The 13,356-nt window shown below is 63.2% G+C and carries 11 protein-coding genes; 3 read left to right on the plus strand and 8 right to left on the minus strand.

Features of this window, described 5'->3' with window-relative positions:
• Positions 1–33 precede the first annotated feature (33 nt).
• The 3 genes from C4Q27_RS26360 to C4Q27_RS26370 all read right to left on the minus strand — a co-directional run bounded on the left by C4Q27_RS26360 (position 34) and on the right by C4Q27_RS26370 (position 3,037).
• Entirely contained in the window at positions 34–882 is an 849-nt protein-coding gene (locus C4Q27_RS26360; protein WP_104887629.1) for an ABC transporter ATP-binding protein, read from the minus strand.
• 65 nt (positions 883–947) lie between these two features.
• Entirely contained in the window at positions 948–1,973 is a 1,026-nt protein-coding gene (locus C4Q27_RS26365; protein ID WP_104887630.1) for an aromatic ring-hydroxylating dioxygenase subunit alpha, read from the minus strand.
• 38 nt (positions 1,974–2,011) lie between these two features.
• Entirely contained in the window at positions 2,012–3,037 is a 1,026-nt protein-coding gene (locus C4Q27_RS26370) for an ABC transporter substrate-binding protein (protein WP_104887631.1), read from the minus strand.
• Between the two features lie 656 nt (positions 3,038–3,693).
• Here C4Q27_RS26370 and C4Q27_RS26375 point away from each other — a divergent pair.
• On the plus strand, positions 3,694–4,500 hold the full coding sequence (locus C4Q27_RS26375) for a hypothetical protein (RefSeq protein WP_177410027.1): 807 nt from the start codon (positions 3,694–3,696) through the stop codon (positions 4,498–4,500).
• A gap of 192 nt (positions 4,501–4,692) precedes the next feature.
• On the opposite strand, the gene C4Q27_RS26380 is transcribed toward C4Q27_RS26375, so the two are convergent.
• Positions 4,693–6,276: a rhodanese-related sulfurtransferase gene (locus tag C4Q27_RS26380; protein WP_104887633.1), complete on the minus strand. Its 1,584-nt coding sequence runs from the start codon at positions 6,274–6,276 to the stop codon at positions 4,693–4,695.
• On the minus strand, positions 6,273–6,881 hold the full coding sequence (locus C4Q27_RS26385) for a cysteine dioxygenase (RefSeq protein WP_104887634.1): 609 nt from the start codon (positions 6,879–6,881) through the stop codon (positions 6,273–6,275). The genes C4Q27_RS26380 and C4Q27_RS26385 overlap by 4 nt, the downstream gene beginning before the upstream one ends.
• 296 nt (positions 6,882–7,177) lie before the next feature.
• On the opposite strand from C4Q27_RS26385, the gene C4Q27_RS26390 reads away from it, so the two are divergent.
• Entirely contained in the window at positions 7,178–8,116 is a 939-nt protein-coding gene (locus C4Q27_RS26390) for an ABC transporter substrate-binding protein (protein ID WP_010954101.1), read from the plus strand.
• Positions 8,117–8,173: 57 nt separating this feature from the next.
• Positions 8,174–9,493 carry an LLM class flavin-dependent oxidoreductase gene (locus C4Q27_RS26395; protein ID WP_010954102.1) on the plus strand — a complete coding sequence of 440 codons (1,320 nt, stop codon included), beginning with the start codon at positions 8,174–8,176 and terminating at the stop codon, positions 9,491–9,493.
• Between the two features lie 97 nt (positions 9,494–9,590).
• Here C4Q27_RS26395 and C4Q27_RS26400 read toward each other — a convergent pair whose 3' ends face one another.
• From C4Q27_RS26400 to C4Q27_RS26410, 3 genes are all read right to left on the minus strand, one after another.
• Positions 9,591–10,691 (minus strand): LLM class flavin-dependent oxidoreductase, encoded by a 1,101-nt coding sequence (locus C4Q27_RS26400; protein ID WP_104887635.1) that lies wholly within the window; start codon positions 10,689–10,691, stop codon positions 9,591–9,593.
• A gap of 140 nt (positions 10,692–10,831) precedes the next feature.
• Entirely contained in the window at positions 10,832–12,451 is a 1,620-nt protein-coding gene (locus C4Q27_RS26405; RefSeq protein WP_064492009.1) for an ABC transporter ATP-binding protein, read from the minus strand.
• Complete coding sequence (locus tag C4Q27_RS26410) at positions 12,448–13,356, minus strand: ABC transporter permease (RefSeq protein ID WP_064492010.1); 909 nt, start codon at positions 13,354–13,356, stop codon at positions 12,448–12,450. Before C4Q27_RS26410 ends, C4Q27_RS26405 begins: the two co-directional genes overlap by 4 nt.

Below are 13,356 nucleotides of genomic sequence, written 5' to 3' on the forward strand. Positions count from 1 at the left end.
CAGGGAGTAGAGGGTCGGCTCATGATGATGCTCTCAGGAAGGGTCGCCATTGGCCTGGGCCAGGAGTCGGGACAGGTGCGCGCATTGCTCGATGAACGCCGGTGAAGTGCGGTATGCCTCGTCGCGCTCCAGTGGGCCGTCGATGATTACATCGGCGATCACCCGACCGGGACGCGCGCCCATCACGATCACCCGCGAAGACAGGTACACCGCCTCGAAGATGCTGTGGGTCACGAATACCACCGTCAGGTCGCGCTGGAGCCAGAGCTGGCGCAGGTCGCTATCGAGCTTGTTGCGGGTGAACTCGTCCAGAGCGCCGAAGGGTTCGTCCATCAGCAGCAGATTGGGTTCGGTGGCTAATGCCCGGGCAATGGAGGCGCGCATCTGCATACCGCCGGAGAGCTCCCGCGGGTAAACGTCGCCGAACTTGCCCAGCCCCACCAGTTCCAGGGCGGCTTGCACCTTGGGCTGGCTCTGGGCCTTGGGGGCGCCAGCCAAGTCCAGGGGCAAGCGCACGTTGTCGTGCACTTTGGCCCATGGCATCAGGGTGGCTTCCTGGAACACCATGGCCAGGCTGCGCCCCGGTGTGCCTGCGTGGTGGTCCGTACCCGGGGCATCCTTGCCCCACCAGCGCACATGGCCGGCGGAGGGCTGTTCGAGCCCGGCGAACATTTTCAGCAGGGTGCTTTTGCCACACCCCGACGGGCCCAAGAGCGAGACGAACTCGCCGCGTTCGATCGCCAGTTTCACGCGGCTCAAGGCATGGGTGCCATTGCTGTAGGTTTTTTCCACCTGATTGGCGAACAAAGGAGTGTCCACACCGATGGTGTTCGGCAGGGCCTGCGGCTGGACGTCGGCCTTGGATAGGATCTGCATCAACATAGCGCTCTCCCCGTGGGTCATGAGCGGTGGTGTATGCCCCGGCGCACCGGGGCGTTGGGCAAGTGTCAGTGGCTGAGGAACACTTCGCTTTCGCCATGGGCTTCAAGCAGACCCAGTAGTTGCCGACGGATAACCAACCCAGGCTTGTCCGATGGCATGTGCAGTTCCACCCTGCGCCGGATGTCGACACATGCGTCAGGATCGGTAGCCTCCAGGATGTCGCGGTCTTCGGCTGTGATCGCTGCGTCCCAGTCGATCAGTTCCTGGGTCGAGCATTGCTCTTCGCTGTCGTTGCGATACAACCACTGCACGAGCATCAGTCGGTTGTCGTCGATGGGCGTGGCGCAGTTGTAGATGATGTGATGGATACCGCTGTCCGGATACATGCAGCCGAAGCGCCGGGAGAAGGGCAGGTAATAGCGGTTGAGCAGGTGCCGCTGGGTAATCGGCTCGGTCGTACCGGTGATACGGAAGCTTGCCTCGGGGTTGCGGATCGGCACGCGGGTCTCGGCTTCGAAGCCATAATCGGTTTCGCGAAACTCGTAACTGGCCGGTTGCGGCTGGTCGAACAAGCCGAAATTGGCCTTGTGCACGAAGGAAAAGTGCGAGTTGTCGAAGGAATTCTCCATGACCCGCAGCGGGCTGGTCTTCCACTCTTCGTAAAACTGGAAGATGCGTCGGTAACCGGGGGCGCCGTCTTCCGGGAACTCAGGGATCGGTTGTAGCGGGTCGTCCAGGCTGACCCAGGCATAGCCGTACTTTTCCTGGCAGTGATAAGCCTTCACCACGGCACCCGGAGGAATAGCGCCGGTGGGATTCTGCGGGATCTTCACGCACGTGCCGGTGCAGTCGTATTCCCAGCCGTGATACCCGCAGGCGATATTGCCTTCAGCACTGACGAAGCCTTTGGACAGTTTGGCGGTGCGGTGGCAGCAGCGGTCCCGCATTGCCACCGGGGTACCATCGGGACGCTTCCACAACACCAGCGCTTCACCCAGAAGGGTGAATGGCTTTGGGCCGTCTTCGAGGGCTGTCATGGGGAGCAGGGCATACCAGAAACGGCGCAATACAGGTTGTTTGGTAACCAACATAATCAGGATTCCTCACAGCGTTGAGCTTGTTATGGTGTTCAGCGGCTGCCGACCTGCTCGGCCTCAGGGAGTACCTTCAGGTCTTGCACAAAGCGCGTGGTATACGCGTTGCGCCAAGGTGCGTCGGGACCGAGCAGACCCGCCTCGACCATGAAGTCGCGGGTCGCTTGCCAGCGGCTGTCAGTCATGGTGCCGATCCCCTGGGTTGCGGCCTCTCCACCGGTGATCAGGCGGTACTGCTTGAGGGTCGAGACGCCCCAGGCCAGCAGTTCATCGGTCATGTTGGGGTTGTCGCGCTTGATCAGTGCATTGCCGGCGCTGGGGTCATCCAGATAGCGCTTCCAACCCTCCATGGACGCGCGCACGAAACCTGCTACCCGCTCCGGGTGCTCAGCGATGATGTCTTGACGGGTGACCACGGTGGATCCGTAGGGTGGATAACCGGCATCTGCGAAGAGGAAAAAGTTAGGGGTCACGCCTGCCTTTATCGCCTGGAACAGTTCCGAGCTGGCATACGCCTGTTGTGTGGTTTGCGGGTCGGCTAGAAAGGGTTGCAGGTTGAAGGTGTAAGGCCGCGCCTGGTTGTCAGCCAATTGATATTTACCCTTCAGCCAAGGCCACCAGGTTTGCTGGCCCGAAGTGGACACCAGCACAGGCTTGCCACCGAGAGCATCAAGTCCGCTGACGTCCGCGTGGGTCATCAACCCTTGCGGGTCTCCCTGGAAGGGCGCAGCCACTGCGACCACTGGCAGGCCTTGCTCGACACTTTTTAGAATCTGCAGGTCATAGTTGACGATGAAATCAGCTTGCTTGCTGACCAGCAGTTGCATGCCATTGACCTGTGGTCCCCCCATTCGGATGGACACATCCAGGCCTTCCTTTTCGTACAACCCATCGGCCAGTGCCTGGTAGAAGCCGCCCTGTTCGGCCTGAGCATACCAAGAGGTCAGCAACACCACTTTGTCGCCAGCGATCGCCAGCGGAGCGATCGTCAGCGTGGTGGGGAGCAACGCTGCTGCCAACAGCGAGCGTAACGGGCGAGCCAAGGCAAAACGCGTTTTCATCATGTGTTCTTCACCCCGATTCAAAAAACCGCCGTGCGCCGGATAGCGCGACAGCGAAGGAGCCGGGCGGAGAGAACGGGGGAAGAGAATGGCGTCGCGAAGCAAAAGGGCGTGAACTGGCGACTGACATTGCTCTCTTGCCCGGGGCTGCCATAGCCTCGTTCAAACATCCGCTCGGATGTACGCCCCGAAGGACGCAAGAGCAATGCCCCATGCCATGCCTGGCACTGACCGCTTCTACTCGCTGATACAAGAAGCCAGAAGCATGCCAATTTCATGAAACCGCTGACTTTGCGGTGTAGCGACCCGCACCCGAGGGGGCCGGCACTGACGCGTGAGTTGAGAAGGTGCAGAACGTACCGATTGAGCACTAATAAAGTGCGCAATGTTCTGGTGGGATGGTGTTCATTGATGCTTGGGATTGCTCACAATAAGCAATTTACGTGTATCCGATTAGTTGGCACGCGCCCTGCTTTGCGCTAACTCGAGTAGAAGCGGTCAGTGCCCAAAGATGGCATGGGACATTGCTCTGGCGGCCTTGCGCCGCTCCCCCGGCAAGGGTGGCGCCTCGGCATGAGCCGGGGCCAGAGGAGAGGTCGTCCGCTGCTGCATCCCCTTGCTGGCGAAAACCAACAATCACGACCCAAGGGATGCAAATGAAACCGAACGCTCTTTCCTGGCTGCTTCACAGCGTCGTCCCACTCTGCGCGTTGGCCACTGGCAGTGCCCAGGCGAATCCGCTGATGTGGAGCAACAACAGCCTCAGCTACCTCTACGGTCACGGTTATAAAGTCGATGGCACCGGCAACGATATCCAGCAAACCATCACCTTCGAGCACGCCAGTGGCTGGACGTGGGGCGACATGTTCTTGTTCGTTGATAACAAGTGGTCCAACGGCTTGTCCGGCAACGATGGCTACACCTATTACGGCGAGTTTTCACCGCGACTGTCGCTCGGCAAAATCAGTGGTCACCGTCTCAGCTATGGCATCGTCAAGGATGTGTTGATCGCTGCCACCTATGAGCGCGGAGAAGGGCGCAATCGAAAGTACCTGCTTGGGCCCGCTGTTGACCTGAACCTGCCTGGATTTGATCGTTTTTCACTCAACACTTACTACCGCAAGCCCGATGGGGTAACCGGTAAAGCGTCTGGACAGTGGCAGATCAACCCGACCTGGGCCATGACGATACCGCTCGGCCGCTCAGACATTTTGTTCGACGGTTATCTGGAGTGGTACGTCAATGATGTGGGGACGAAGGGTACCTCGAACTACGTAGCCAAGAGTTTCCACTTCAACCCCCAGATCAAGTACGACGTCGGTAAGGCGATGGGGCAAGCGCCGGCGCGTTTCTATGCCGGGATCGAATGGGACTATTGGTCCGACAAATATGGCATCGAAGACAGCCACGGCTTTCCGACCGATCAGAACGCGTTGAGTGCATTGATCAAGGTGCATTTCTAATGTGATGTTTCAGACCCACCACTGAGTATCTGGTACAGGCTCCGTTGATCATCACTCATCAAGCGTTGTGTATCGACGAGAGCCGACCAGCAACGGTTATTACCGTTGTAACGCGTCTGGTTCGAAAGCTTTCGGCCGTCCAGGCCCGCTTTCGATCCAGCGCGTCGTTTCAGATACCACCGTGGATACGGTTCAAAGCACCCTGAAACCATGAGTGCCATCGCGCTCAAGCTGCGCAATCAGGCCAAATTCCCAGTCCAGGTAGCCCTGCATCGCCTCGTGTGGGTTGTCTGTGCCTTCATAGGGACGCCGGTAGCGATCGCTGCGCGGTACGGCAAGGCGGGCCTCACCGCCTTCCAATCGAAGACCGGCGGCGATCCAGCGTGCGGTGCCTCCTGCGAGCACGTAAACCGGCGTGCGGGTCAGCGTCTGCAGGTCGCGCGCGGCGAAACGCGCCAGCAGGCTGCTGCCACAGGTCAACACATAACGGCGGGCCTCGGGCGGCCGTTCCAGGGCGTCGGCCAGCTGGGCACGGATCGCCCAGTACGCGCCCGGGATATGGCGCTTGACGTAATTGGCACTGGCGGTGAAGTCCAGTACTACGGTGCCGTCTTCCTGCAGCCAGCTGGCCAGTTGCTCGACGGTTATTTCGCTGGCCTCCGGCAATTCGGGCAGCGGCGGTTGCCATTCGCCCCGGTCGCTGAAGTCCGCTGCAGTCAGCCCGTCGACCACAGCGACTTGCCAGCCCATCTGTGCCAGCCACGAGGCGCTCATGTTGGCGCGCACGCCATCGTCGTCCACCAGCGCGATGCGCGCCCCGCGCACACTGGCGACGTGGTCGGTCTCTTGAACCAGTTGCCCGCCGGGCACCGGGCGGCTGCCCGGCAGATGACCGGCGCTGTATTCCTCGGTCGTACGCACATCGAACAGGTAGAGGGTGCGCTGCGTGTCGGCCTGCCACTGGCCCAGCCCGGCGCGGTCCAGGCGCAGCACGCCGGCGCGGTCTGCTACCGCCCGGGCCTGGCCGGCGGCGTTGGCGCGGGTAACCGCGGTGACCTCGGCAAAGCGGCGGTCCTGACCATGAGCCAGTTGCTGCCCCGCCAGGGTCCAGCCGATGGTGCCATTGCGCAGGGCCGCCACCGGATTGGGAATGCCGGCATTGATCAGCGACTGGGTGCCGATGATGCTACGGGTGCGCCCGGCACAGTTGACGATCACCTGGGTCGCCGGGTCAGGCGCCAGTTCGGCCACGCGCAGCACCAGTTCGGCGCCAGGCACGCTGATGCCGCCGGGGATGCTCATGGTCTGGTATTCGTCGAAACGGCGGGCATCGAGGACCACCACATTGGCCTGTCCATCAAGCAGCGCCTTGACCTGTTCGGCAGCCAGCGAAGGCGTGTGGCGCACGCTCTCCACCAGTTCGCCGAAAGCTTTGCTTGGCACGTTGACATCACGAAACAACTCGCCGCCCGCAGCGCGCCAGCCGGCAAGGCCGCCATCAAGCACGGCAACATTGACGTAGCCCAAGGCCAGTAAGCGCTGCGCGGCGACAGCGGCGAGCCCCTCACCGTCATCGTAGACGGTGAGGGCGGTGTCCCGCCGGGGTACGCGGGCGAAGATTTCCAGCTCCAGTTTCGACAGGGGTATGTTGGCCGCGAACAGCGGATGGGCCTGGGCGAAAGGGTCTTCTTCGCGTACGTCGATCAGGGCCAGCTCCTCCTTGGCCAGTAAAGCACGGCGGATGTCGTGGTAACGGCGGGTGGTGACGGTGCTCATGGGGCAGGGTTCTCTTTGGACAGGTCCCAGATGTTTGGCAGGCGGGTATTGGAATAGCCGGAGACAAACGGTTTTTCGCTGCCATCCAAGGCGTACACCGCGCGCTTGACGGCGCCGATGTTGCCGCCATAGACGTGAATGCTGATCGATACCTGGTCGGCGAACGCATTGCTCACCTGATGAATGTCGCCGATGCGCGGCGACACCGCTTCCACCTGGCCGGGCATCAGACGGATGGGGGCCCCCTCTGGCAACAAAGCGCCCCTGGCGTCACGCACGAAGCCCTGAGCGTGCTCGGCACCGCGCAGCATGCCGATCAGCCCCCAGACCCGGTGGTCGTGGATCGGTGTTTGCTGCCCCGGGCCCCAGACGAAGCTCACCACCGAGAAACGTTGGCGCGAGTCGCAGTGCAGCAGGTATTGCTGATAGCGCTGCGGGTCGGGCTGGGCGAGGTCGTCCGGCAGCCAGTCGTCATGGGCGACCAGCTCGGCCAGCAGGCCTTGGCCTGCGTCGAGCAGGGTGGCTTCGTCAGGCTTTTGGTCAAGCAGCGTGGCGAGGTGGTCGATGAAGTGGCGCAAGCGCTGCGGGCGCAGGGGTTCGGTCATGGTTCAGGCTCTGCTCTCAGGTTTCAGTTAACCCTAGCAAACCTTTTTTCTATTCTCAAAATGCAAAATAAACATAAGCTAATATGCAAAATATGCATTTACAGAATGGACCGTTTCTTTTGAAATTGCCGCAGTGAAAGGCATGAGGATATACCCAACGTGCATTTCACAGGATGGGTGACACTGATTAGATTATAAAGAATACTCCGTTAATACCTCGGAGCTATAAACAATCACAGACGAGACCGCACGCGCGGATCGCCTCACATGCCCCAAGCGGGTATCTGGAGACGAACGTGCGTTACTTCAAACAGCTGGCCGCCACCGTGTTGGCCACCACTTTCAGCCTTGCCGCCGCCGCCCAGACCCTGGTGGTCGGTGACCAGAGTTACAACGCTCGTGCCGTGATGGAAGCCGCCGGCGTGCTAGAACAACTGCCTTACACCCTGGAGTGGAAGCAGTTCACCGCAGGCTCCCCGGTGGCCGAAGCGCTCAACGTCGGCAGTCTCGATATCGGCCTGCTGGGCGACGCGCCGCCTCTGTTCCTCGGTGCCTTGGGGGCGCCGATCAAGGTGATTGCGGTCAGCCGGCAGAACCTCGAAGGCGTGGCCATCCTGGCGCGCAAGGATTCGCCGATCCATAGCCTGCAGGACCTGCGCGGCAAACGCGCGGCCATCTGGAAAGGCTCGTGGAGCCAGCAATTGCTTTTCAGTGCCCTGGACAAGGCCGGGGTGCCGCGTGATGCCGTGGAGCTGCGTTACCTCAGTGCGCTGGATGCATCCCACGCCTTGGACGGTGGTTCGGTGGATGTGATCGCCACCTGGGAGCCTTACGTCACTCAACAGGAGCGGCAGGGCGCCCGGGTGCTGGCCACCGCCGATGGGGTAATCCCGGCGCAGAGCTTCGTGGTCGCCAACAGCAAGGCGGTGGAACTCAAGCGTGCGCAGATCGCCGATTTCCTCCAGCGCCTGAAAAAGGCCCGTGACTGGACCCTGAGTGCCCCTGCCAATACCGAGGCCTACGCCGACGCGTGGGCCAAGCTCACCCGTGCTGATCGCGACATCGCCCGTGCCTGGTTCGCCCGTGCACGCACCGACCTCGCGCCGCTGGACCCGCAGGTGATCGCCGATGCGCAGAAAACCGTGGATTTCTTCTCCGGGCTCGGGCTGATCAAGGCATACCCGGCGCAAAGCCTGTTCGATACCTCGTTCAACGCAGCGTTCGGCAATAACTAGGCCGCTGCGCAAGGACCGCGGCGGCATTCAGATATGGACCATCCAACAGGAACTCCCATGAGCAAACGACAGATCAAACTTGGCGCCCTGACCATGGGCAGTGGCGGCCCGGGCCGGCACAACCTGTGGCTCGACCCCGAACTGCCCGCCGACGCCAGCGTGAACATCGACTGGTACATCGCCATCGCCCGGCAGGCGGAAGCCGCGTTGTTCGACCTGATGTTCATCGTCGACAGCCAGTTCATCACCCCCGGCTCGCCTTCGCACTATCTCAATCGGCTGGAACCGTTGACCCTGCTCTCGGCTCTGGCGGTCAGCACCCGCCATATCGGCCTGGTGGGTACCCTTACCACTTCTTACAACGCGCCCTTCAACGTCGCCCGCCGCCTGGCTTCGCTGGACCTGATCAGCAAGGGCCGTGCAGGGTGGAACGTGGTCACCAGCGGCGATGCCGGCACTGCCGGTAACTACGGGCTCGACGAGCATTATGACTACGACACCCGTTACGCCCGTGCCGAGGAGCATGTGCAAGTCGTGCAGGGGCTGTGGCAGTCGTACGAAGACGATGCTTTCCCCCGTGATCGGGCCAGTGGCCGGTTCCTCGACCCGACCAAGCTGCATGCGCTCAACCACAAGGGTAAGCATTTCTCGGTCGTCGGCCCGCTTAACATCCAGCGCTCGCCCCAGGGGCAGCCGGTGATCTTCCAGGCGGGCGATTCCGAACAAGGCCGAGCGCTCGGGGCCGCCACGGCTGATGTGGTGTTCACCCACGCCGCCAGCATCGAGCAGGGCCAGGCCTTCTACCGCGACATCAAACGCCGCGCCGCGCGCCTGGGTCGCGACCCGGAGCAGTTGCTGGTATTGCCCGGCGCGGAGATCTACGTGGGTGACAACGACGCCCACGCCCGTGAGATCGAGCGCCATTACCATCAGGCCGACCACAGTTTCGAACTGGCGTTGAAGGAATTCGGGCGCAACTTCGGCTGGCATGATTTCAGCCAGTACGACCTGGATGCCCCGTTCCCGCAAGAGAGCCTGGAGTTTGCACGGAGCAGCTTTTTCACGAATGCCAAGCGTATTGCCGACCAGGCGCGGGACAAGGCCTTCAGTCTGCGTCAGGCTGTTGAGTTTGGCCGTCAGTTACGGCCAGGGGCCTTCGTTGGTTCGGCCGAAACCGTGGCGGCGAAGATGGCCGAGTGGTTCGAAGCGCGGGCGCTGGATGGGTTCAATATCTACATTGGTCATCCTGGCCAGTTCCGGCGGTTTACCGAAGAAGTGGTACCGTTGCTGCAGGCACGTGGGGTGTATCGCACGGCGTATGAGGGCACGACCCTTCGGGAAAGCTTGGGGTTGGCGATACCGCGGTCTGGCCGCTAGATCGCCTGGGCCGGCCTCTTCGCGGCTAACAACCGTTCCTACAGGGATCTTCAATCACCTGTAGGAACGTCCTTGGTCGCGAAGAGGCCGGTGCAGATCAGGCGCTGCGGGTGCTGCGACCGGCTTCCTGGTCTGCTACCAGCGCCCGAATCCGCGGAATCAGCGCCTGCCCATACTCCACGGCATCACGCAACTGATCGAAGCCACGGAACAGGAACGTGCTCACGCCCAGGTCGTAGTACGCCAGCGTCGCTTCGGCGACCTGTTCGGCGGTACCGACCAGCGAGGTGGAATTACCGGCCCCGCCACCCAGTGCGGCAATCTCTGTCCACAGCCGAGTGTCGTGGACCTTGCGCTGACTGGCCAGTTGCACCAGGCGTTCGGACCCCACGTTGCTCTTGCCGGAATTCTTCTCGCGGCGGTTGCCCTGGCGGATGCCAATACGCTGCTGTGCATCGGCCAGGATGCGTTCAGCGCGGGCCCAGGCTTCCTCCTCGGTGGCCCCCAGGATCGGCCGCAGCGACAGGCTGAAGCGAATGTGCTGCTCACGCCCATGGCGAGCGGCGGCCTTGCGCACCTGGGCGATGCGTTCGCGCACCTGCTCCAGCGGCTCGCCCCACATCATGTAGACGTCGGCATGCTTGGCCGCGACTTCTACCGCCGCGTCCGAGGCGCCGGAGAAGTACACCGGCAGCTTGCCCACGGGTTTGACCAAGGTCAGGTTGTCCTCTACCCGGTAGTGGTCGCCGTGGTGGTCGAAGGGCGACGTCTGGGTCCAGGTGTTACGCAGCACATCGAGGTACTCGTCGGTACGTGCGTAGCGGGCATCTTTGTCGAGAAAGTCACCGTCGCGCTGCAGGTCGCCGCTGTCGCCACCGGTTATCACGTTGATCGAAGCACGGCCGCGGCTGAGCTGGTCGAGGGTGGCGAATTGGCGGGCAGCGAAGGTCGGTGCCTGGAAGCCGGGGCGGTGTGCCACCAGCAGGCCGATGCGCTCGGTGAGCGCGGCCACGTAGCTGGCGAGAATCATCGAGTCTGGCGCGCTGGTATTCACCGCCAGCAGGGCCTTGTCGAAGCCGGCGTACTCCTGGGCCTGGGCGAAGGCCTTGATGAAGCCCAGGTCAACCTGCGGTCCGCGCGGCGCCTGTGATTCGCTGCTTTCATGGGGGCCGATCAGGCCAATGAATTCGAGGCTCATGCAATGGAACTCCTTTTGTGGCCGACGCCGTGGATCATGGCGCCGAGATGGACCTGCCGTTTACTCATGGTCAATACCTCTTTTCAGATGTGCACCAAGGGTCGATCCGTGCAACACGTCAGTGCCGCACGGCACAACCGTTAAATCGCCACGGGCAACACGCTGCGTGAATGCCCTGGTATCGCGTCGATCAGCGCCCGTGTGTAGGCGCTGGCCGACTTGCTGAGCACCTGCAGCGCCGGCCCTTGCTCGACCACCTGCCCGCGCCGTAGCACCAGCACCTGGTCTGCCATGCTCGCCACCACCGCCAGGTCATGGGAGACCAGCACATAGGCCATGCCGAGCTCGCGCTGCAATTCGTCCAGCAGGGCGAGGATCTGCGCCTGCACAGACACGTCCAGTGCACTGACTGGCTCATCGAGCAGCAGCACCTCTGGCTCCAGTGCCAACGCCCGTGCAATCGCCACGCGTTGGCGCTGGCCACCTGACAATTCCCTGGGCAGGCGATCGAGGAACTGCACTGGCAATTGCACCCGTGTGATCAGCTCGCGGGCCTTGCGCTCCAGTGCCTCGCCCCGGAGCAGGCCGAAAGAGACCAGCGGCTCGACGATGCTGTCGAACACGGTGAAACGCGGGTCGAGCGCGGCGAACGGGTTTTGCTGCACCAGCTGGATACGCCGGCGCAAGGGGCGGAACTGGCTCCAGGTGTAATCGGTGACGTCCTCGCCGGCGAACACCACCTGCCCTTGACTGGGCTTCTCCAGGCCCAGGGCGATGCGCAGGGCGGTGCTCTTGCCCGAGCCGGATTCGCCGACAATCGCCAGGGTCTGCCCGGCATGCAGTTCAAGGCTCAGGTCGTGCAGGGCGGTGTAGCGCGCGTTTTTGCCGGGCAGCTCGAACCGTTTGCCGACATGGCTCAGGCGCAGCAGGGGCGTCTGGCCCCGCGGTGCGGCTGGCCTGCGCCGTGGCACGAAGGCCGGCGCGGCATCGAGCAGGGCGCGGGTGTAGGGTTGCCGGGCGCCCCAGAGGATCTGCCGGGGCGAGCCGTGTTCGACCTGCTCACCCTGCTTCATCACCAGCAGGCGGTCGGCGCGGTCACAGGCCATGCCCAGATCATGGGTGATGATCAGCAGCGAGATGCCACGCTCGGCGACCAGCAGTTGCAGGTGATCGAGAATACGCCGCTGCACGGTCACGTCCAGCGCACTGGTGGGCTCGTCGGCGATGATCAACCGTGGCTCGCCGGCCAGGGCGATGGCAATCAGCACCCGCTGGCGCATGCCGCCGGACAGCTCATGGGGGTACTGCCGCGCACGCAGCGCCGGCTCGTCGAGGCCGACCTGGTCCAGCAGCGCCAGCACCTCGGCCTCTTGGCCTGGATAGCGTCGTCCACGCGCCAGCTGCAGCGCCTCGGCGATTTGCTGGCCGATCCGTTGGGTGGGGTTAAGGCTGACCATTGGGTCTTGCGGCACCAGGCCGATGGTGCGCCCGCGCAACTGGCGCCTGGCGCGTTCGCTGGCTTGCGCCATATCGACACCATCGACCCATAACTGGCCTTGGTCGATGCGTGCATTGCCCGGCAACAGACCAAGCAGGGCGTTGGCCAGGGTCGATTTGCCCGAGCCTGACTCGCCCACCACCGCCAGGGTCTCGCCCTGGGCCAGGCTGAACGACAGCTGGCGCAGGGCCTGGCTGCGTTGCCCGGCGAAGCTGTAGCTGACGCTTAGGTCGCGGACCTCGATCAGGGGTGACTGGCTCATCGGGCATGCTCCTCGGCGCTGCGCGCCAGGTGGTTGAGGCTGAACACCACGGCCACCACGAACAGCCCCGGTAGCAGGGATAGCCAAGGGGCGGTGATGAGGAAGTGACGGCCGTTGGCAATCAGCGTGCCCCATTCCGCGGCGGGTGGCGCCGCGCCAAAGCCGAGGAAACTCAGCCCGGCCGTGGCCAGGATGGCAGCGCCGAAGTCCAGGGTGGCGAGCACCGCTACCGGGCTCCAGGCATTGGGCAGTACATGGCGCAGCAGGGTGCGTGCCCAGCTGGCACCGCACAGGCGTGCGGCTTCCACAAAGGGCAGGGTCTTGATCCGCAGCACTTCGGCTCGGGTGGTGCGGGCAAAACCGGGCAGGATGCCGACGCCCACGGCGACGGCCACCGGCACGGTGCCGAAGCCAATGGCGGTGACGATGGCCAGGGCCAACAGCAGGCCGGGCAGGGCCAGCAATACGTCGATCAGGCGCATCAGCGCCGCGTCGACGCGCCCGCCGGCAAAACCGGCCAGCACGCCCAGGCCCAAGCCGCCCAGCAAGGCGATGGCCACCGCCAGCAGGGCGGCGAGCACCGACAGGCGCGCGCCGTACACCACCCGGGTGTAGAGGTCGCGGCCCAGTTCGTCGGTGCCGAACCAGTGCGCCAGGCTGGGTGGACTGAGCTTGTCGGCGGGTGCGGTGGCGTAGGGATCGAAGCTGCTGAGCCAGTGCGGGGCCAGCGCGCAAAGCAGGGCGAACATTACGATCAGCAGCGCCAGGCTGAAACCGGGTCGGCGCAGCAGCGGGGCCAACATCTGGTGTGCGCGCTGCCAACGCGTGCGACGCCTCCAGGTGGCGGCAGGGCGGGGCTCGGAGGGCGCGGTGTCGAGGGGTGACAGGGGTATGTCGAGGGTCAT

It is taken from the genome of Pseudomonas sp. SWI36 (genome assembly GCF_002948105.1).
Classification (GTDB): domain Bacteria; phylum Pseudomonadota; class Gammaproteobacteria; order Pseudomonadales; family Pseudomonadaceae; genus Aquipseudomonas; species Aquipseudomonas alloputida.